Origin of the sequence: Sporosarcina psychrophila (assembly GCF_001590685.1) — a bacterium.
In the GTDB taxonomy this organism is placed as follows: domain Bacteria; phylum Bacillota; class Bacilli; order Bacillales_A; family Planococcaceae; genus Sporosarcina; species Sporosarcina psychrophila.
On sequence record NZ_CP014616.1, the window covers coordinates 160,612 to 174,208 of the forward strand.

14 protein-coding genes are annotated in these 13,597 nt (G+C 40.6%); 11 read left to right on the plus strand and 3 right to left on the minus strand.

Annotated elements, in window-relative coordinates:
* Nucleotides 1–369 precede the first annotated feature (369 nt).
* From AZE41_RS22450 to AZE41_RS00725, 4 genes are all read left to right on the plus strand, one after another.
* The gene (locus tag AZE41_RS22450; protein WP_156475935.1) at nt 370–540 is read left to right on the plus strand and encodes a hypothetical protein; all 171 of its coding nucleotides are present in this window, start codon (nt 370–372) and stop codon (nt 538–540) included.
* A 110-nt stretch (nt 541–650) separates the two neighbouring features.
* A complete protein-coding gene (locus AZE41_RS00715) occupies nt 651–1,538 on the plus strand; it encodes a D-alanyl-D-alanine carboxypeptidase family protein (protein WP_067204398.1) in 888 nt (295 codons plus the stop codon).
* Between the two features lie 145 nt (nt 1,539–1,683).
* The gene (locus AZE41_RS00720) at nt 1,684–2,559 is read left to right on the plus strand and encodes an Rpn family recombination-promoting nuclease/putative transposase (RefSeq protein ID WP_067204401.1); all 876 of its coding nucleotides are present in this window, start codon (nt 1,684–1,686) and stop codon (nt 2,557–2,559) included.
* Between the two features lie 148 nt (nt 2,560–2,707).
* Nucleotides 2,708–4,018, plus strand: coding sequence for a D-serine ammonia-lyase (locus AZE41_RS00725; protein WP_067213791.1), 1,311 nt, complete (start codon nt 2,708–2,710; stop codon nt 4,016–4,018).
* A gap of 101 nt (nt 4,019–4,119) precedes the next feature.
* Here AZE41_RS00725 and AZE41_RS00730 read toward each other — a convergent pair whose 3' ends face one another.
* Entirely contained in the window at nt 4,120–4,857 is a 738-nt protein-coding gene (locus AZE41_RS00730; protein ID WP_067204404.1) for a YqcI/YcgG family protein, read from the minus strand.
* 132 nt (nt 4,858–4,989) lie between these two features.
* Between AZE41_RS00730 and AZE41_RS00735 the strand changes: the two genes are divergently transcribed.
* Complete coding sequence (locus AZE41_RS00735) at nt 4,990–5,841, plus strand: dimethylarginine dimethylaminohydrolase family protein (RefSeq protein WP_067204407.1); 852 nt, start codon at nt 4,990–4,992, stop codon at nt 5,839–5,841.
* Nucleotides 5,842–5,964: 123 nt separating this feature from the next.
* Here the strand turns inward: AZE41_RS00735 and AZE41_RS00740 are convergent, their stop codons facing one another.
* The gene (locus tag AZE41_RS00740) at nt 5,965–6,591 is read right to left on the minus strand and encodes a flavodoxin family protein (RefSeq protein WP_067204408.1); all 627 of its coding nucleotides are present in this window, start codon (nt 6,589–6,591) and stop codon (nt 5,965–5,967) included.
* A gap of 275 nt (nt 6,592–6,866) precedes the next feature.
* Between AZE41_RS00740 and AZE41_RS00745 the strand changes: the two genes are divergently transcribed.
* Nucleotides 6,867–7,280 carry a DUF4183 domain-containing protein gene (locus tag AZE41_RS00745; RefSeq protein ID WP_067204411.1) on the plus strand — a complete coding sequence of 138 codons (414 nt, stop codon included), beginning with the start codon at nt 6,867–6,869 and terminating at the stop codon, nt 7,278–7,280.
* 89 nt (nt 7,281–7,369) lie between these two features.
* A complete protein-coding gene (locus tag AZE41_RS00750) occupies nt 7,370–7,690 on the plus strand; it encodes a DUF4183 domain-containing protein (protein ID WP_067204413.1) in 321 nt (106 codons plus the stop codon).
* A 183-nt stretch (nt 7,691–7,873) separates the two neighbouring features.
* Here AZE41_RS00750 and AZE41_RS00755 read toward each other — a convergent pair whose 3' ends face one another.
* Entirely contained in the window at nt 7,874–9,238 is a 1,365-nt protein-coding gene (locus AZE41_RS00755; protein ID WP_067204416.1) for an FAD-dependent oxidoreductase, read from the minus strand.
* Between the two features lie 204 nt (nt 9,239–9,442).
* Between AZE41_RS00755 and AZE41_RS00760 the strand changes: the two genes are divergently transcribed.
* The 4 genes from AZE41_RS00760 (at nt 9,443) to AZE41_RS00775 (ending at nt 13,590) form a co-directional block, all read left to right on the plus strand.
* Complete coding sequence (locus AZE41_RS00760) at nt 9,443–10,753, plus strand: serine hydrolase (RefSeq protein WP_067204419.1); 1,311 nt, start codon at nt 9,443–9,445, stop codon at nt 10,751–10,753.
* 225 nt (nt 10,754–10,978) lie between these two features.
* Nucleotides 10,979–11,422, plus strand: a complete 444-nt coding sequence (locus AZE41_RS00765) for an Lrp/AsnC family transcriptional regulator (protein ID WP_231885753.1) — start codon at nt 10,979–10,981, stop codon at nt 11,420–11,422.
* A gap of 313 nt (nt 11,423–11,735) precedes the next feature.
* Nucleotides 11,736–12,677 (plus strand): nickel ABC transporter permease, encoded by a 942-nt coding sequence (gene nikB / locus AZE41_RS00770; RefSeq protein ID WP_067204423.1) that lies wholly within the window; start codon nt 11,736–11,738, stop codon nt 12,675–12,677.
* A gap of 16 nt (nt 12,678–12,693) precedes the next feature.
* A complete protein-coding gene (locus AZE41_RS00775; protein ID WP_067204426.1) occupies nt 12,694–13,590 on the plus strand; it encodes an ABC transporter permease in 897 nt (298 codons plus the stop codon).
* Nucleotides 13,591–13,597 lie beyond the last annotated feature (7 nt).

Here is a 13,597-nt window from a genome sequence, read left to right on the forward strand (position 1 = left end):
CTAATTGGAGGCAAGTGTGCCAGCAATAAACCTGTCGAACTGATTGCCCGTCGACAGTAGTTCCCCTCCGCGAACCGCTGTGGTTCATTGCTACAACCTTGAAATATCCAGTAAGCGAACTATGTGCTTGAATTTATGTTTTCCTATCGATGTTTGCGCATGAAATTACCAATCATCGATAGGTGGACTCATTGTTAATTCCATTAATAAGCACCACCATTACTGAGTTGTTATAGTAGCATATTCCGGAAGGACGGGGGTTGTGTGTGCGTTCCAAATTATGGTCAGACGCCTGCAATCAATGATAGAATTAGCGCATTGGATTTAATAATCGGGGATAATGATTACAGTAGAAATGGGGGAATAAACATGCGTTGGATACTAATTATTATCTTGGCAATTGCGGTAGAATTATTTGTACGTTTTCTGACGAGAAATATGGAAGATAAGCAGAAGAGGGAAAAATTGCTTGCACGTATTTGGTTTGTGTTCGGTGCAATTTTAATAATAGTTTGGTTAATTAATCGTTTTTATAAGTAACCCGTGTACTAAAACTTAAGAAATTCTTCATGTTTATACTAGGCGATTCTTCATTATTATCATTCATAATTAAGGTAATGAACTCTTATTACTGCAAAGGTGTGGAAAACATGAAGAAATTGATCTTTATACTAGTGATCATTATATTGAGCGTTACAGTTGTGATGAATAACAAAGAAAAAACCTTGGAGACAGAAGATTTAGCAACTGCTGCAAAAGCGATCATTCTTATCGATGCGGATACGGGTAAAGTAATTTACGAAGAAAATAGTGCAGAACCATTACCAATCGCAAGTATGTCCAAATTAATGACGCAGTATCTCGTGCTGAATGCCGTCAACAGCGGTAATTTAGCATGGGAAAACACATACAAGCCAAGTGAGGCGCTACAACAAATTGCAGGACAATCAGCTGCCGTCAAACTAGGAATGACAGCGGGAAACGTTTATACATTGAAAGAATTGTTTACTGCGATGACGGTCAACTCTGCAAATGACGCGGCGATGGCGCTTGCCGAAATGGTTAGCGGAACGGAAGAAGCGTTTGTGGAATTGATGAATAAACAGGCGAAAAGTTTCGGTCTGAAAGAGACGACTTTCTTCAATGCCAGCGGACTTGACGGCGATTATATTGGCAAAGGGTATGAGCAAACGAATCATGCCTCTGCAAGTGATGTGTCAGTAATTGCACAAAAGCTAATTGCCAAGCATCCCGAAGTGCTCGACTATACAAAGTTGCCGAGTTTCAAAACGGGTAATGGCACTACGTTGTGGAGCACCAACTTGATGTTGGCGGGTATGCCTCAAGCATTGGCGGGAATCGACGGATTGAAAACCGGCTTCACAGATCAGGCGGGTTCCTGCTTTGCTAGTACTGGAGTCTTTGATGGACGACGCATTATTTCAGTTGTCATAGATGTTGCAGCAGAGGGCGGAGATACCGCAACTCCTCGATTTGATTTGACGAGAGAGCTGATTGAACGATTTGTGCTGAATTAATAGGTAAGGCGCTATAGGGTGTTAGTATTTTAAGCACATGTTTTTATAGATATGTGCTTAAAGTGAAATGTAAATTAACTAAATATTTGAACATATATAACTTGCGTTCTATAATGAAGTGAATACTAAAACAGGAGGCGCTCAAATGGTCGCACTTGTAAGGGAAGAGCCGGAGAAGTATTCAGGTAGGTTATTAGACGTAAGGAATGATCTTGTGTTTAAAGCAATTTTTGGGAAGGAAAAAAATAAGAGTCTTCTTATTCTTTTGCTGAATGCAATATTGACTGAAGAAGTAGAAGAGATTATATTCCTAAATTCATACCTCGGGGCAGAATATGTGGACGAGAAATATTCGATTTTGGATATTCGGGTTCGAACAACTGAAAATGTAGAAATTGATATCGAGATGCAATTGGAGTATCATAGCGGTTTTGAAAATCGTATGCTGTTGTATTGGGCAAGAATGTATCTTGGACAATTAAAGTCTGGTGAGGCTTATGAAAAACTTAACAAAACAATTCAAATATCTATTACAAATTTCAAGTTCTTGCAAAATGACCATTTTCATAGTACGTTTCATTTAATGGAAAAAGAAAAGCTTATCAAATTTACAGACCACTTAGAAATTCACGTTTTGGAGCTGCCCAAAGTACAGATGACTGAAGAATTGACTGATGAAGATCTATTAACCAAGTGGATGTTATTTCTGTCTGGAGATGATAAAACAAAGGGGGAGGTTGCGATGACTGACATGGGAATCGAAAAGGCCTATGATGAATTGCATCGGATTAGTGAAGATGAAGTAATGCGTGAACGTGCAATAGCACGTGATAAATGGCTATCGGACCAAGCGACGAGAAGGGAGCAAGCTAGGAGGGAAGGTAAAAAGGAAGGTAAAGAGGAAGGTGAAAAAGAAACTGTTCTCAGCATGCACGCAGAAGGGTTTTCAGTTGAAATGATTACGAGGGTTATGAAAATGCCCGAAGAAAAAGTACATGCTATCATCAACCAAATACAATGAAAAAAGTGTAGCCTTACCGATACTCTTGGTAGGGCTGTATTTAATTATTAGAGGTATTCATGAAGGGATACGACGAGGAATATGATTCTAAATCACCTCACATGTTATACTATTCATACAACATTCAAAAAAATGAGGCGATAAAATGATGGAAAAAGCACAAGTAAATGAATGGAAAGAGAAGCTTCCGCTCATCGGACAGATGACAGCACGTGAAGAAGTGCTCTGGCTCAATCCCTTAGTAGAGTCGACATCAACTGGTCTTCAAAAAACAGGCGTGACTGCAGAAAATGTCAAAGACGCATCAGACCGTCTGAAACGTTTCGCGCCATATATCGAGCGTGTCTTCCCGGAAACAAAAGTGTCGAACGGTATTATCGAATCACCGATTACCGCTATTCCAAACATGAAAGAAGCGCTTTCCAATCAATACAAAGCAGCTATTTCAGGTGAACTTCTCCTGAAAGAAGACAACGCACTGCCGATTTCAGGTTCAATCAAAGCGCGCGGTGGCATTTACGAAATCCTAAAACATGCCGAAACACTTGCGATTGAGCACGGATTGATCACAACTGCTGACAACTATACTAAATTTGCAGAGCCGGAATTCCACAACCTGTTCTCAAAACATAAAATCGCTGTCGGATCGACAGGAAACCTGGGCCTAAGCATCGGCATCATGAGCGCCAAGCTCGGTTTCGATGTTACTGTCCATATGTCAGCAGATGCGAAACAATGGAAAAAGGATATGCTGCGCGAAAAAGGCGTCACAGTTGTTGAATACGCCGATGACTACAGTAAAGCTGTTGAAGAAGGGCGTCGCCAAGCGGATGCAGATTCTTCTTGTCATTTTGTTGATGATGAAAACTCACTCGACTTATTTTTAGGCTATGCAGTGGCGGGGGAACGTGTTGCGGCGCAGTTGAAAGCGCGTGGCACAATCGTTAACAAAGACAACCCGCTGTTCGTTTATCTGCCTTGCGGTGTCGGTGGCGGCCCTGGAGGTGTAGCATTTGGAATGAAGCTCGTGTTCGGCGATGCAGTCAGCTGTTTCTTCGCAGAGCCGACGCATTCCCCGTGCATGATGCTTGGTATGATGACTGGTCTTCACGACAAGATTTCAGTTCAAGACTTCGGTCTAGACAATAAAACCGTTGCAGACGGACTCGCAGTTGGTACAGCATCTGGTTTCGTTGGCAAGACAATGGAACCGTTATTATCTGGCTGTTATACGATTGCGGACGAAACGATGTTCAAGTTATTGAAACTGATCGCAGACACAGAAAATATTCGACTCGAGCCGTCCGCACTCGCGGGGATGACTGGTCCAGTACAAGCTATCCATGGAAATGTGAGGGATGCTAATTCAGCAAATGCTACCCATCTTGTCTGGGCAACAGGTGGCAGTATGGTCCCTGAAGCAGAGATGAATTCGTATTATGATATGGGCGGGAAATAATCCCGTTATTTCCCGGGAAATCGACATTAAGTTGGGAAATAATTGCGAATAATAAAAAACCTCACACTTGTGTGAGGTTTTTTGTCTTTATTGGGTACCAACTAGCTCATCTTCTCTTTATGTGAAAATGGACATTGTCCTTGAATCGGTTCAACATCATCCCCAATGAAAAACTGTTTCCATTCGTTGTGCTCTGGATCTCCGAAATGGCTAATATCCGGATGCTTTGGTAACTGATCCCACACTTCCACGCGTTCACGAACTTTTTCCCGCGACATGACCCCGCCTTTTTCCGTCCCTTTCAATCCCTCGAATATGCGACGAGGCTGAAAACCGAGTACCATTGCATTGCCAAGATTCCGCGTCTTCCGTTGCTTGTAGGCCGGTGCATTGCCAAACACAAAAATCGGCTCGCCATGAAAACGGAAATCCCATAGATGATGAGCAGGATCACGGGGACTATCGGCAGGCCATTCAATTTCATCTACTCCGTGCAAGTACTGCAACATTTCCCAGAACTGCTGTCGATATTCATCCAAAGAACCTTCTGTTTCAAATGGCTCAACAAACACGAATAATCCATGCCGTTTATGTGCGGGGTTGTCGAAAAGCGCCAAAAACGACTTCAACGTTTCGGGCAAATTGGACCAGTCATTCTGTGTCACATATCCATAGCGCAATTCGCCCTTGAGCTCTCCTCCCATACCGAAATAGCAAGGAAACGTCTTATCCGTCACCGTCTCATGGAACGTTTGGTATTCCTTCAACAGCCAATTAGGCAGATCGGTACGCTCCGTAAAATCCTCTTTTGTCAATAAAAATTTATCCTTCAGAATCATTGTTTCCCCTCCATTTATCTCAATCTCTATATATACCCATTCCCCTTAGGCGGGGGACAAAACCATTTAAATGTTTAAATAGAATTTGATGGGGAAGTGTAAAGAAGACAAAAAATAATTGGAGGATCCAGCATGAATTCCCCTATAGAAAATTCAGACACTACAAAATGCAATACAGAGTATGATACGCTACGCCGTGTAATCCTATGCCAGCCTAAGTTTATGGCTATTGAAGAAGTGATTAACGACGTACAGAAAGAATACGAAGATGAAAATATAAATGTTGAATTGGCAATGAAACAACATAAGCAATTTGAAGAACTCCTCAAAGAACACGGAGTTGAAGTCATCAAACTGCCATCATCCAAAAAATTTCCGGAACAAGTCTTCACAAGGGATATCGGATTTACTGTAGGAGATGACATTTTTGTCTCCGAAATGGCAAGCGATATTCGTAAAGGGGAAGAAGAAGCACTCGAGGAATGGCTTGAAGACGAGGATATTTCATTCCAAACCACAACTGATCATGTAGAGGGTGGAGACGTCATCGTCGATCGCGGCACATTGTTTGTTGGCATTAGTAGCCGGACATCCATAGAAGCAGCTGAAAAGTTAAAAGATGATCTTCCAGATTACACGATTATTCCTGTTCCTTTCGATGAAAAATACCTGCATCTAGACTGCGTATTTAACATCCTATCACCTGAAGTAGGACTGATTTTCTCGAAAGCATTTGATCCAAGCATTGTCGATATGCTGACAGCAACATACAAGCTCATTGAGGTTTCCGAAGAAGAACAATTCACAATGGGTACCAATGTCTTGTCAATCGGCGATAAAAAAGTATTCAGTCTGCCTCAAAACAAACAAGTCAATGCACAAATACGTGCGCACGGATTCGAAGTTATTGAAGTCGAATTCGATGAAATCATTAAATCCGGTGGCTCTTTTAGGTGTTGCTCGATGCCAGTCAATAGGGAATAGAACGATTGTGAACCTCGCTGTGAAGTGGGGTTTTTTGATTGTTAGGGAATATAAAGGTATTCTTACTTAGCCATTGTCTTAATATCAAAAAGAAAGCACCCATCGAGGGTGCTTTTTTGTGCATCAGCTATCAAGCAAATTCCCTTGTGCCGGAATTGGATGTTCTTTCAGCATTCTAGCTAGATGGATCGTATTATAAGCAAGCAATTCAACATGCTTTTTTGTGAAATCATTTGTTTGCCCTGCGGCGATATAAGATGGTCCTGGTCCTGCTTCTCCAACCCAATATGTATCGACATTCGGAGGAATGACAAACCCAATATGCGATAACCCATAAAGAATGGAAGCGGCGGCATGCTTTGCTCCGTCTTCGTTACCTGTTACAACAACACCGCCTACTTTATTATAATAAATGGCTTGTCCTTTATCATTTGTCTCCCCGCTGCTTCCATACAATCTTTCAATGGCAAGCGTTGCAATACTACTTTTTTCCCCAAGCCAAAGCGGAGTCCCAATAATAAGAATATCCGCTTCTTTGACCTTTTCAAATACTTGTGGCCACTCATCGCCATCTCCCATATCAGGACTCATTCCATAGGAGATCGCGTAATCTGCCAGTCTAACGACCTCTGCCACAATATTTTCATTGTCATAAATTTGGCAGACCTTCTTCGCAAGTGCCTCCGTATTCGATTCCTCCTCCGAACTTTTCAACGACGCATTCAAAATTAGTGCTTTCAACGGGCGCATCAAAATCCTCCTCTGTAATTTTGTCTTCTACTCTATGAGTACCCTGTAGGGCCAATCAAAAACGTCTTGAAGAACAATTCAGAATGGACATGAACGTCCTACCGATTGGGAACAAAAAGAATCATAAACCCACAGCTAAGGGGGATTTTTATTATGGAGTGACGATAAAAATAGTACGTCAAAGTAGCCAATAATAATTGTCTGCCGTACAGGGCGAAACGGTCAGTCGGCTAACTACCTATCATCATATAGTATGGTAGGGGGGCAATAAGATCATGGAGAGACATAAAAAGTGTAAAAAAGTAGTAAGAATGATTGATTACAAAAACTATAGCAAAAAGATTGTATGCCAGACACCTATAGAAGTTATCCCAACAAATAACTCTGAATTTAGTATCATACCGAATGTGAAAAGATATTTTTATATCCCAGTAGCTAATATTAATGTGACTAACGGGGTAACTATTCCAGCAAATCTATTTTATAACGATGATGGGAGTTCAACGATTGAATTTATGAATTTCATCCCAAATGGCTATGCTAATTTATACATTAATGCATTAATGCAAGAAGGTGGAATGTATGAAGTGAGTACGAATAGCCTAACGATTAGCCCGGCTAATGCCATAATTTATGCGCGTACGCCCATTATTGTTGAATTGCTTTCATTTTCGACTAAACTAATTTAGTGAAATTAGTTTAGCTTTTTAGATGGACAGCCCTGACATCTTATCGAATTTCGCATTTACTATACTAAAGACGAAAGGAGGTGAATCAAATGGCGCTTACCCTTATTAATATTAACGTGAACGTTTCAGGTACTTCGACGAGGTTTTTTAATGTATTGGCAGCACCTTTAGTTGTCGAAGATGGTACTACTGTCGCAGCAACTACTTTTTTGGATGACAGTGGAACGGCTGCAACGGCTTTTCCTGTAGTAACAAATGGCTACTATAATTTTTATTTAAATGGTGTGTTACAAGAGGGCGATTCGTATACAATTTCTGCAACAGAATTGACCTTTAATACTGTCACCGGCAGTATATCTGCTGGAACTCCATTGGTTATAGAAGCAGTAGAGTTAGTAACAGTAACTTAACTGGAACTTTTGGCTATGTGGGACAAGTTTATTGATGGTTATGGGTACCAACCTATGCCCGAATTAAATTCCTCACAGGAAGAAATTCCAATCCTCAAAAAGTATTTTTCCCCGTACAAATGCTCAATTTCAGCTATCAAAAAGAGAAGATATCCGTGATGGGTATCTTCTCTTTTTCTCATGCTATTCCACTTTAGAAAACAAATCATTCAGCGCCTCACTCATCGACGGATGTGTGAAAATGGCATCCCGCAAAAATGTATACGGCAATTTTGCTTCCATCGCAATCCGTACTGTATTGATCATCTCACTGGATTCAGCACAAAATAGCGTGCAACCTAAAATCTCTTTGGTGTCTGGATCTACAAGGGCTTTCAATAATCCGTCCGTTTGTTTCACGATACGGGCACGAGGAATCGCGGCTGCTGGAAGTGTGACCACTTTGTAGGCAATCCCTTTTTCTTTAGCCGTTTTTTCATTCAACCCTACCTGCGATAAAACCGGATCGATGAAAACAGAGTAGGGTACGTTGCTTCGGGCTTTCCTCGTGTAGGTACCATCGCCAACTAATTGGTCTTTGATAATACGGAAATCATCTAGTGAAATATAAGTAAACTGTGGTCCACCATTCACATCACCCAATGCCCAAATGTTTTTAGCGTTTGTTTTTAATGAATCGTCAACCACAATTGCGCCTCTATCATTTACTTCTACAGAAGTGTTTTCGAGACCTAATCCTGCAATGTTTGGCTTTCTGCCTGTAGCCAGTAAAACTGCATTTCCGTAAGCTTCCGCATGATCAGCGTCACCCGTCTTATAAGAAACAACCACACCACCATCAAGATTTTCAATTGACTCAACGCTGCTGTCTACTACAAACGTAATATTTTTTGCCTCAAGCACTTTTTTCACTTCTTCTGCAATATCACGATCATCATTCCGTAAAAACTCAGGTGAATGGTCAATAACCGTCACCTCTGAACCAAAGCTCGCATAAATCGAAGCAAACTCCAGACCAATATAACCTCCACCAATGATGACCAACTTTTCAGGAAGTGTATCTAATTGTTGTAAAGTAGTCGAGTTATAAACGAAATCAGCCCCCTCTAATCCCTCAATTGGCGGAGTGATAGGGGAAGAACCTGTGTTAATAAAGAATTTATCCGCTGTTAACTCGAATTGTTCATTGGCAGTTTTCACTTGGATCTTATCATCGTCTAAAAAGGAAGCGACTCCTGTAAAGACCGTAACCTTTTCAAGGTCATCTAGCATATGAAAATTCTTATCGCGCAAAAATGAGGTTAAATAATCTTTTTCTTCAATCGCTTCTTTATAAAATTTCATTTTAGGTACTTCTGAGTATTTACGATTATTAGATTGAAAAACGAGTGATTTCGTTGGAATACAAGCAATGTTGATGCACGTTCCACCATACATTTCTGCCGACTTTTCAATCATTGCAACGCGCTGACCTTCTTTCGCCAGCATTGCCGCCAATGTCTTTCCACCTTTACCAAATCCAATAATAATTGCATCAAATTTCTTCATTGTTCACCCTCCTTGTCTATCTATTACCTTGTTAGTGGAAGTGTAAACGGAAGGTTTTCAAGAACTATGAAGGAAATGACTAATGGGTGGGCTACTAACGAGGGGGCGTACCATGTGAGAACTACATAAAAAATTCTTATTGAAACTAATCCTACTTTCAAAACGTATCTTAAGACAATGAGATTATTAGAAAGGAGACACCATATGAACATTTACGCGTGGTTTGGGTTAACGGCAGTTGTTGTCCTCGCACTATTACCTTTGTTAAGTAAAAAGTCCCGTACAAAAATGGAGATACGGAAAGCATTATTGAATGTGGCTGTTGTATTCGGGATTATCATTGCGGTACTAGTATTTAACGTGAATTATTTATTTGCCTTACTGGTCGCGTTCTTTATCTTTATATTGTTCGATAAAAAAACGTATACGAAAAAGCGGTTGATTATCTATGGATCAATTATTTTAGTTATAGGAATCGCGGGCTTCGCCATATTGAGAGACAATCCGGAGTATGTCTTAAACCATCTGAAGGACAATCCACAAACGACATCCCTGTACCTAGCTGAAAACAGTGTGGAATTGATCACGTACCAATCGGATGTAGTGCGACCGCTGGCAAGTACCGTGAAGATACTGATTGCTGCCGAATACGCTATGCAAATCGATGCAGGCCAGCTGAACAAAGACAGTTCCGTACCGCTTGCGGATTTAAACCGCTACTACTTAAAAAACTCGGATGGCGGGGCTCATGAAGAGTGGTTAAAAGCGATGCAAAGTGAAGACAAAATCAAAAATAACGAAGTGACATTGCATGATGTCGCAAAAGGGATGGCCACCTATAGCTCCAACGCCAACACGGACTACCTAATCGACCTGCTCGGAATATCTGCCATCAATGAGCGTGCAAAAGCCCTCGGATTAGCACAGCATGAGGACGTCTATCCGATTGTTAGCGCGCTCTTAATTCCAGATCATATAAAAAGCGAATCGATGGATAAGAAGCAATTGATCAAAAATCTCGAGGCCATGTCGATGGAAGAATATCGTACATTAGCTGAAGAACTAAGTGAACAAATGAAAGAGAAAACCATCAGAATTGAAGATGTAACATTTGATTCGTCTATGGACGAACAAAAAGTGTGGTCAGATCGCTTAATTGGTGCATCCGCGAATGATTACGGAAAGTTACTGGCCGCGATTTCGAATGACCAACTCCCGACGACAGCCTCTGAAACCATAAGAGACTTACTCGAATGGCCATTGCAGCTAAACGAAAGCAATCACGACCGCTTTGTCCATCTAGGCGCAAAGGGCGGATCAACCGCATTCATACTGAACGACGCATTGTATGCCGAAAATCACAATGGGGATAAAATCGAAATCGTCCTCATGACAGACGAACTGAACTTCTGGCAAGGAATGCTCGTCAGAAAAAACATGAATTCATTCGAATCGAAGTTACTTGGAAGTGAGGATTTCCGACTGGAGGTTCAAAGGGAACTCATGGGGGTGTAATGAATGTGAAAGCCATCGACCATTGAAATGTCGATGGCTTTCACATTCATATTCTCTTGCCTTTATAATGTTCCGAGGGGGACTTTCTAAATGGGCTGCTTGACCTTTACTTGTGAACAGTGCATATTAATTAATATACATTATGAATTATATTATAAGTGTTTTATGTACAATTGTTAAAGATACTTTAATAATTAATACATAATGGTGAGGAGGGAATTATTAATGGATGTGACTGATAAAAGAATTATCGAACTACTCATAGATAATGGACGGCTCTCTTATGTAGATATAGGTAAAGAACTTAACTTGTCACGTGTTGCAGTACGGGAAAGAATTCATAATCTTCAAGAGGATGGTACTATCGAGCGTTTTACAGTTGTAGTGAATAGCGAAAAAGTGGGAAAGGGTGTTTCGGCATTCTTCGAGGTAGACTGTGAACCATCGTCTTTAGTGAGTGTAGCAGAGGCACTCGCAGATATTTCTTCTGTTGCGAGCTGCTATCAAATGACAGGTCCATCAACACTTCATATGCATGTGTTGGTTGATGATTTTACGGATTTAGAAAAGTTTATCAACGAAGAATTATATGCACTAGATGGAATAACGAGAGTAGAAAGTCATATATTACTTCGACGCTTTAAGAGTCGATCCGGTTTGAAATTGTGAATAATTAAGAGTGAAAACCTATCTTCGGATAGGTTTTTTTATTTTGTGAAACGAAGTGTTTGAATGTACTGTCGTTAATGAGAATTCCATTTCAGTACAAATAGTAAGGTTATGGCATCATCTACCTACTATTTGGCGGTATATGATAATCAGGGGATCTGAATGTAGTGTAAATTCTCTATATACTAACTATACGAAATATTATGTTGCTTTAACGGAATATTTGTTTTATACTCGTATCTAACTTGATAACGACATTTGTTAAGCAAAGATGGTTATTTGATTAACAAATGATTAGATGAGGGGGGATTTTATGATTGCATTAATTGTACGTAGGGCCTTTGAACTTATATTCCTTCTATTTGGAATTTCTTTTCTCGTTTTTTCTTCAATGCACATCGCACCAGGCGATCCGGCATCGATGATTGGAGGACCTACTGCTACTGAGTCTGATTTGGCTGCAATAAGAACTAATTTAGGTCTCGATGATCCATTTCTAGTGCAATACGGAAGATATGTAAAGGATGCAGTACAGGGTGATTTTGGCTACTCATACCAAACAAAACAGCCGGTATCAGAGGCTATTGCAGTGCGATTTCCAAATACGCTCAAATTAGCTATTGCGAGTATGATAATTGCTGTTATTATCGGCATCTCCGCGGGGCTCATTTCAGCACTACGACACAATTCTTGGCTCGATGTATCGTCGACCACTTTCGCACTCGCGGGAATATCCATTCCGAATTTTTGGCTAGGTGCATTACTTATTCTTGTATTTGCAGTAAATTTTCAAATATTGCCAGTAGGGGGTCTATCGAGTCCCTTTTATACATGGCAGGGCATAAAAGAACTAATTTTACCGGCTATAACCCTTGGAACTGGTTCGGCAGCGATGATCGCTCGAATGACACGTTCTTCAATGCTTGAAGTCATACGTGCAGACTATGTGAGGACTGCAAGGGCGAAAGGAGTAAAAGAACGTAATGTAATCTGGATTCATACATTGAAAAACGCAATGATTCCGGTAATAACAATTATCGGACTGAACTTTGGATTTTTGCTGGGTGGGACAATCATCACAGAGAAGGTATTTGCTATAAATGGTATTGGACGTCTAATGATTGATGCCATAGCTTCAAGAGATTTTCCGATGGTTCAAGGGTCGGTATTACTCGTCGCAACATTGTTTGTTATTGTGAACTTGATTGTTGACATTATTTATACGTTTATTGATCCGCGAATCAAATACGATTGAAAGGAGAGAAAATAATATGGAGCAATCTGTTAGCGGATTGAAATTAAAAAAGAAAACAGCATACAAGAAAGAGAAAATTTATATTGCCACGCTAAAAAAAGTATTAAAAAATAAATTGGCTGTGGCTGGTTGTATTATTATTCTAGCTCAGGTATTGATGGCAATATTTGCGCCGTTTATCGTTATTCACGATCCGGTCAAGCAGAATCTATCGGCAAGCGAACTTCCTATGTTCAGTGAAGGTCATTGGCTTGGAACTGATAATTATGGAAGAGATGTATGGAGTCGTATTGTTTATGGGGCCCGTGTTTCGCTAGTTGTAGGAATCGCTGCGGTGACTTTAGGCCTGATTGGTGGAGTAACGCTAGGGTTGTTAGGCGGTTACTATCGTAAACTTGACGGTGTTATTATGCGAATCGTGGATTTACTGTTCTCATTTCCAGGAATTCTGCTAGCGATGCTTATCATTGCAGTTCTCGGTACAAGTCTTGTAAATGTTGCAATTGCTATCAGTATTTGGTCTATACCGACGTGTGCTCGTATTGTTAGGGGATCCGTCTTATCGATTAAAGAAAAAGAATATATTATGGCTATGAAATCAATGGGTGCTTCCGACATTAGAATAATGCTAAAACATATATTGCCTAATGCGTTCGCCCCAATCATTGTTTTTGCCACAATGAGAATGGCCACGGCAATCCTATCAACCGCTTCACTTAGTTATTTGGGATTGGGGGCTCAACCACCGACGCCTGAATGGGGAGCGATGATTTCGCAGGGGCAAAGTTTTATGTGGACATCTCCACATCTGACGATTATTCCTGGTATTGCAATTATGTTAACTGTATTTGCTTTCAATGTTGTTGGTGATGGTTTAAGAGATGCGTTAGATCCGAACATGGATATTCACTAAAAACTTA

Excerpts from the sequence above, each read along its gene's own strand:
- AZE41_RS00725 (WP_067213791.1), top strand. The coding sequence starts at position 2,708 with ATGGAAAAAGCACAAGTAAATGAATGGAAAGAGAAGCTTCCGCTCATC.
- AZE41_RS00755 (WP_067204416.1), bottom strand. The coding sequence starts at position 9,238 with ATGAAGAAATTTGATGCAATTATTATTGGATTTGGTAAAGGTGGAAAG.
- AZE41_RS00750 (WP_067204413.1), top strand. The coding sequence starts at position 7,370 with ATGGCGCTTACCCTTATTAATATTAACGTGAACGTTTCAGGTACTTCG.
- AZE41_RS00760 (WP_067204419.1), top strand. The coding sequence starts at position 9,443 with ATGAACATTTACGCGTGGTTTGGGTTAACGGCAGTTGTTGTCCTCGCA.
- nikB (WP_067204423.1), top strand. The coding sequence starts at position 11,736 with ATGATTGCATTAATTGTACGTAGGGCCTTTGAACTTATATTCCTTCTA.
- AZE41_RS00715 (WP_067204398.1), top strand. The coding sequence starts at position 651 with ATGAAGAAATTGATCTTTATACTAGTGATCATTATATTGAGCGTTACA.
- AZE41_RS00720 (WP_067204401.1), top strand. The coding sequence starts at position 1,684 with ATGGTCGCACTTGTAAGGGAAGAGCCGGAGAAGTATTCAGGTAGGTTA.
- AZE41_RS00735 (WP_067204407.1), top strand. The coding sequence starts at position 4,990 with ATGAATTCCCCTATAGAAAATTCAGACACTACAAAATGCAATACAGAG.
- AZE41_RS00730 (WP_067204404.1), bottom strand. The coding sequence starts at position 4,857 with ATGATTCTGAAGGATAAATTTTTATTGACAAAAGAGGATTTTACGGAG.
- AZE41_RS00765 (WP_231885753.1), top strand. The coding sequence starts at position 10,979 with ATGGATGTGACTGATAAAAGAATTATCGAACTACTCATAGATAATGGA.
- AZE41_RS00745 (WP_067204411.1), top strand. The coding sequence starts at position 6,867 with ATGGAGAGACATAAAAAGTGTAAAAAAGTAGTAAGAATGATTGATTAC.
- AZE41_RS00775 (WP_067204426.1), top strand. The coding sequence starts at position 12,694 with ATGGAGCAATCTGTTAGCGGATTGAAATTAAAAAAGAAAACAGCATAC.
- AZE41_RS00740 (WP_067204408.1), bottom strand. The coding sequence starts at position 6,591 with ATGCGCCCGTTGAAAGCACTAATTTTGAATGCGTCGTTGAAAAGTTCG.
- AZE41_RS22450 (WP_156475935.1), top strand. The coding sequence starts at position 370 with ATGCGTTGGATACTAATTATTATCTTGGCAATTGCGGTAGAATTATTT.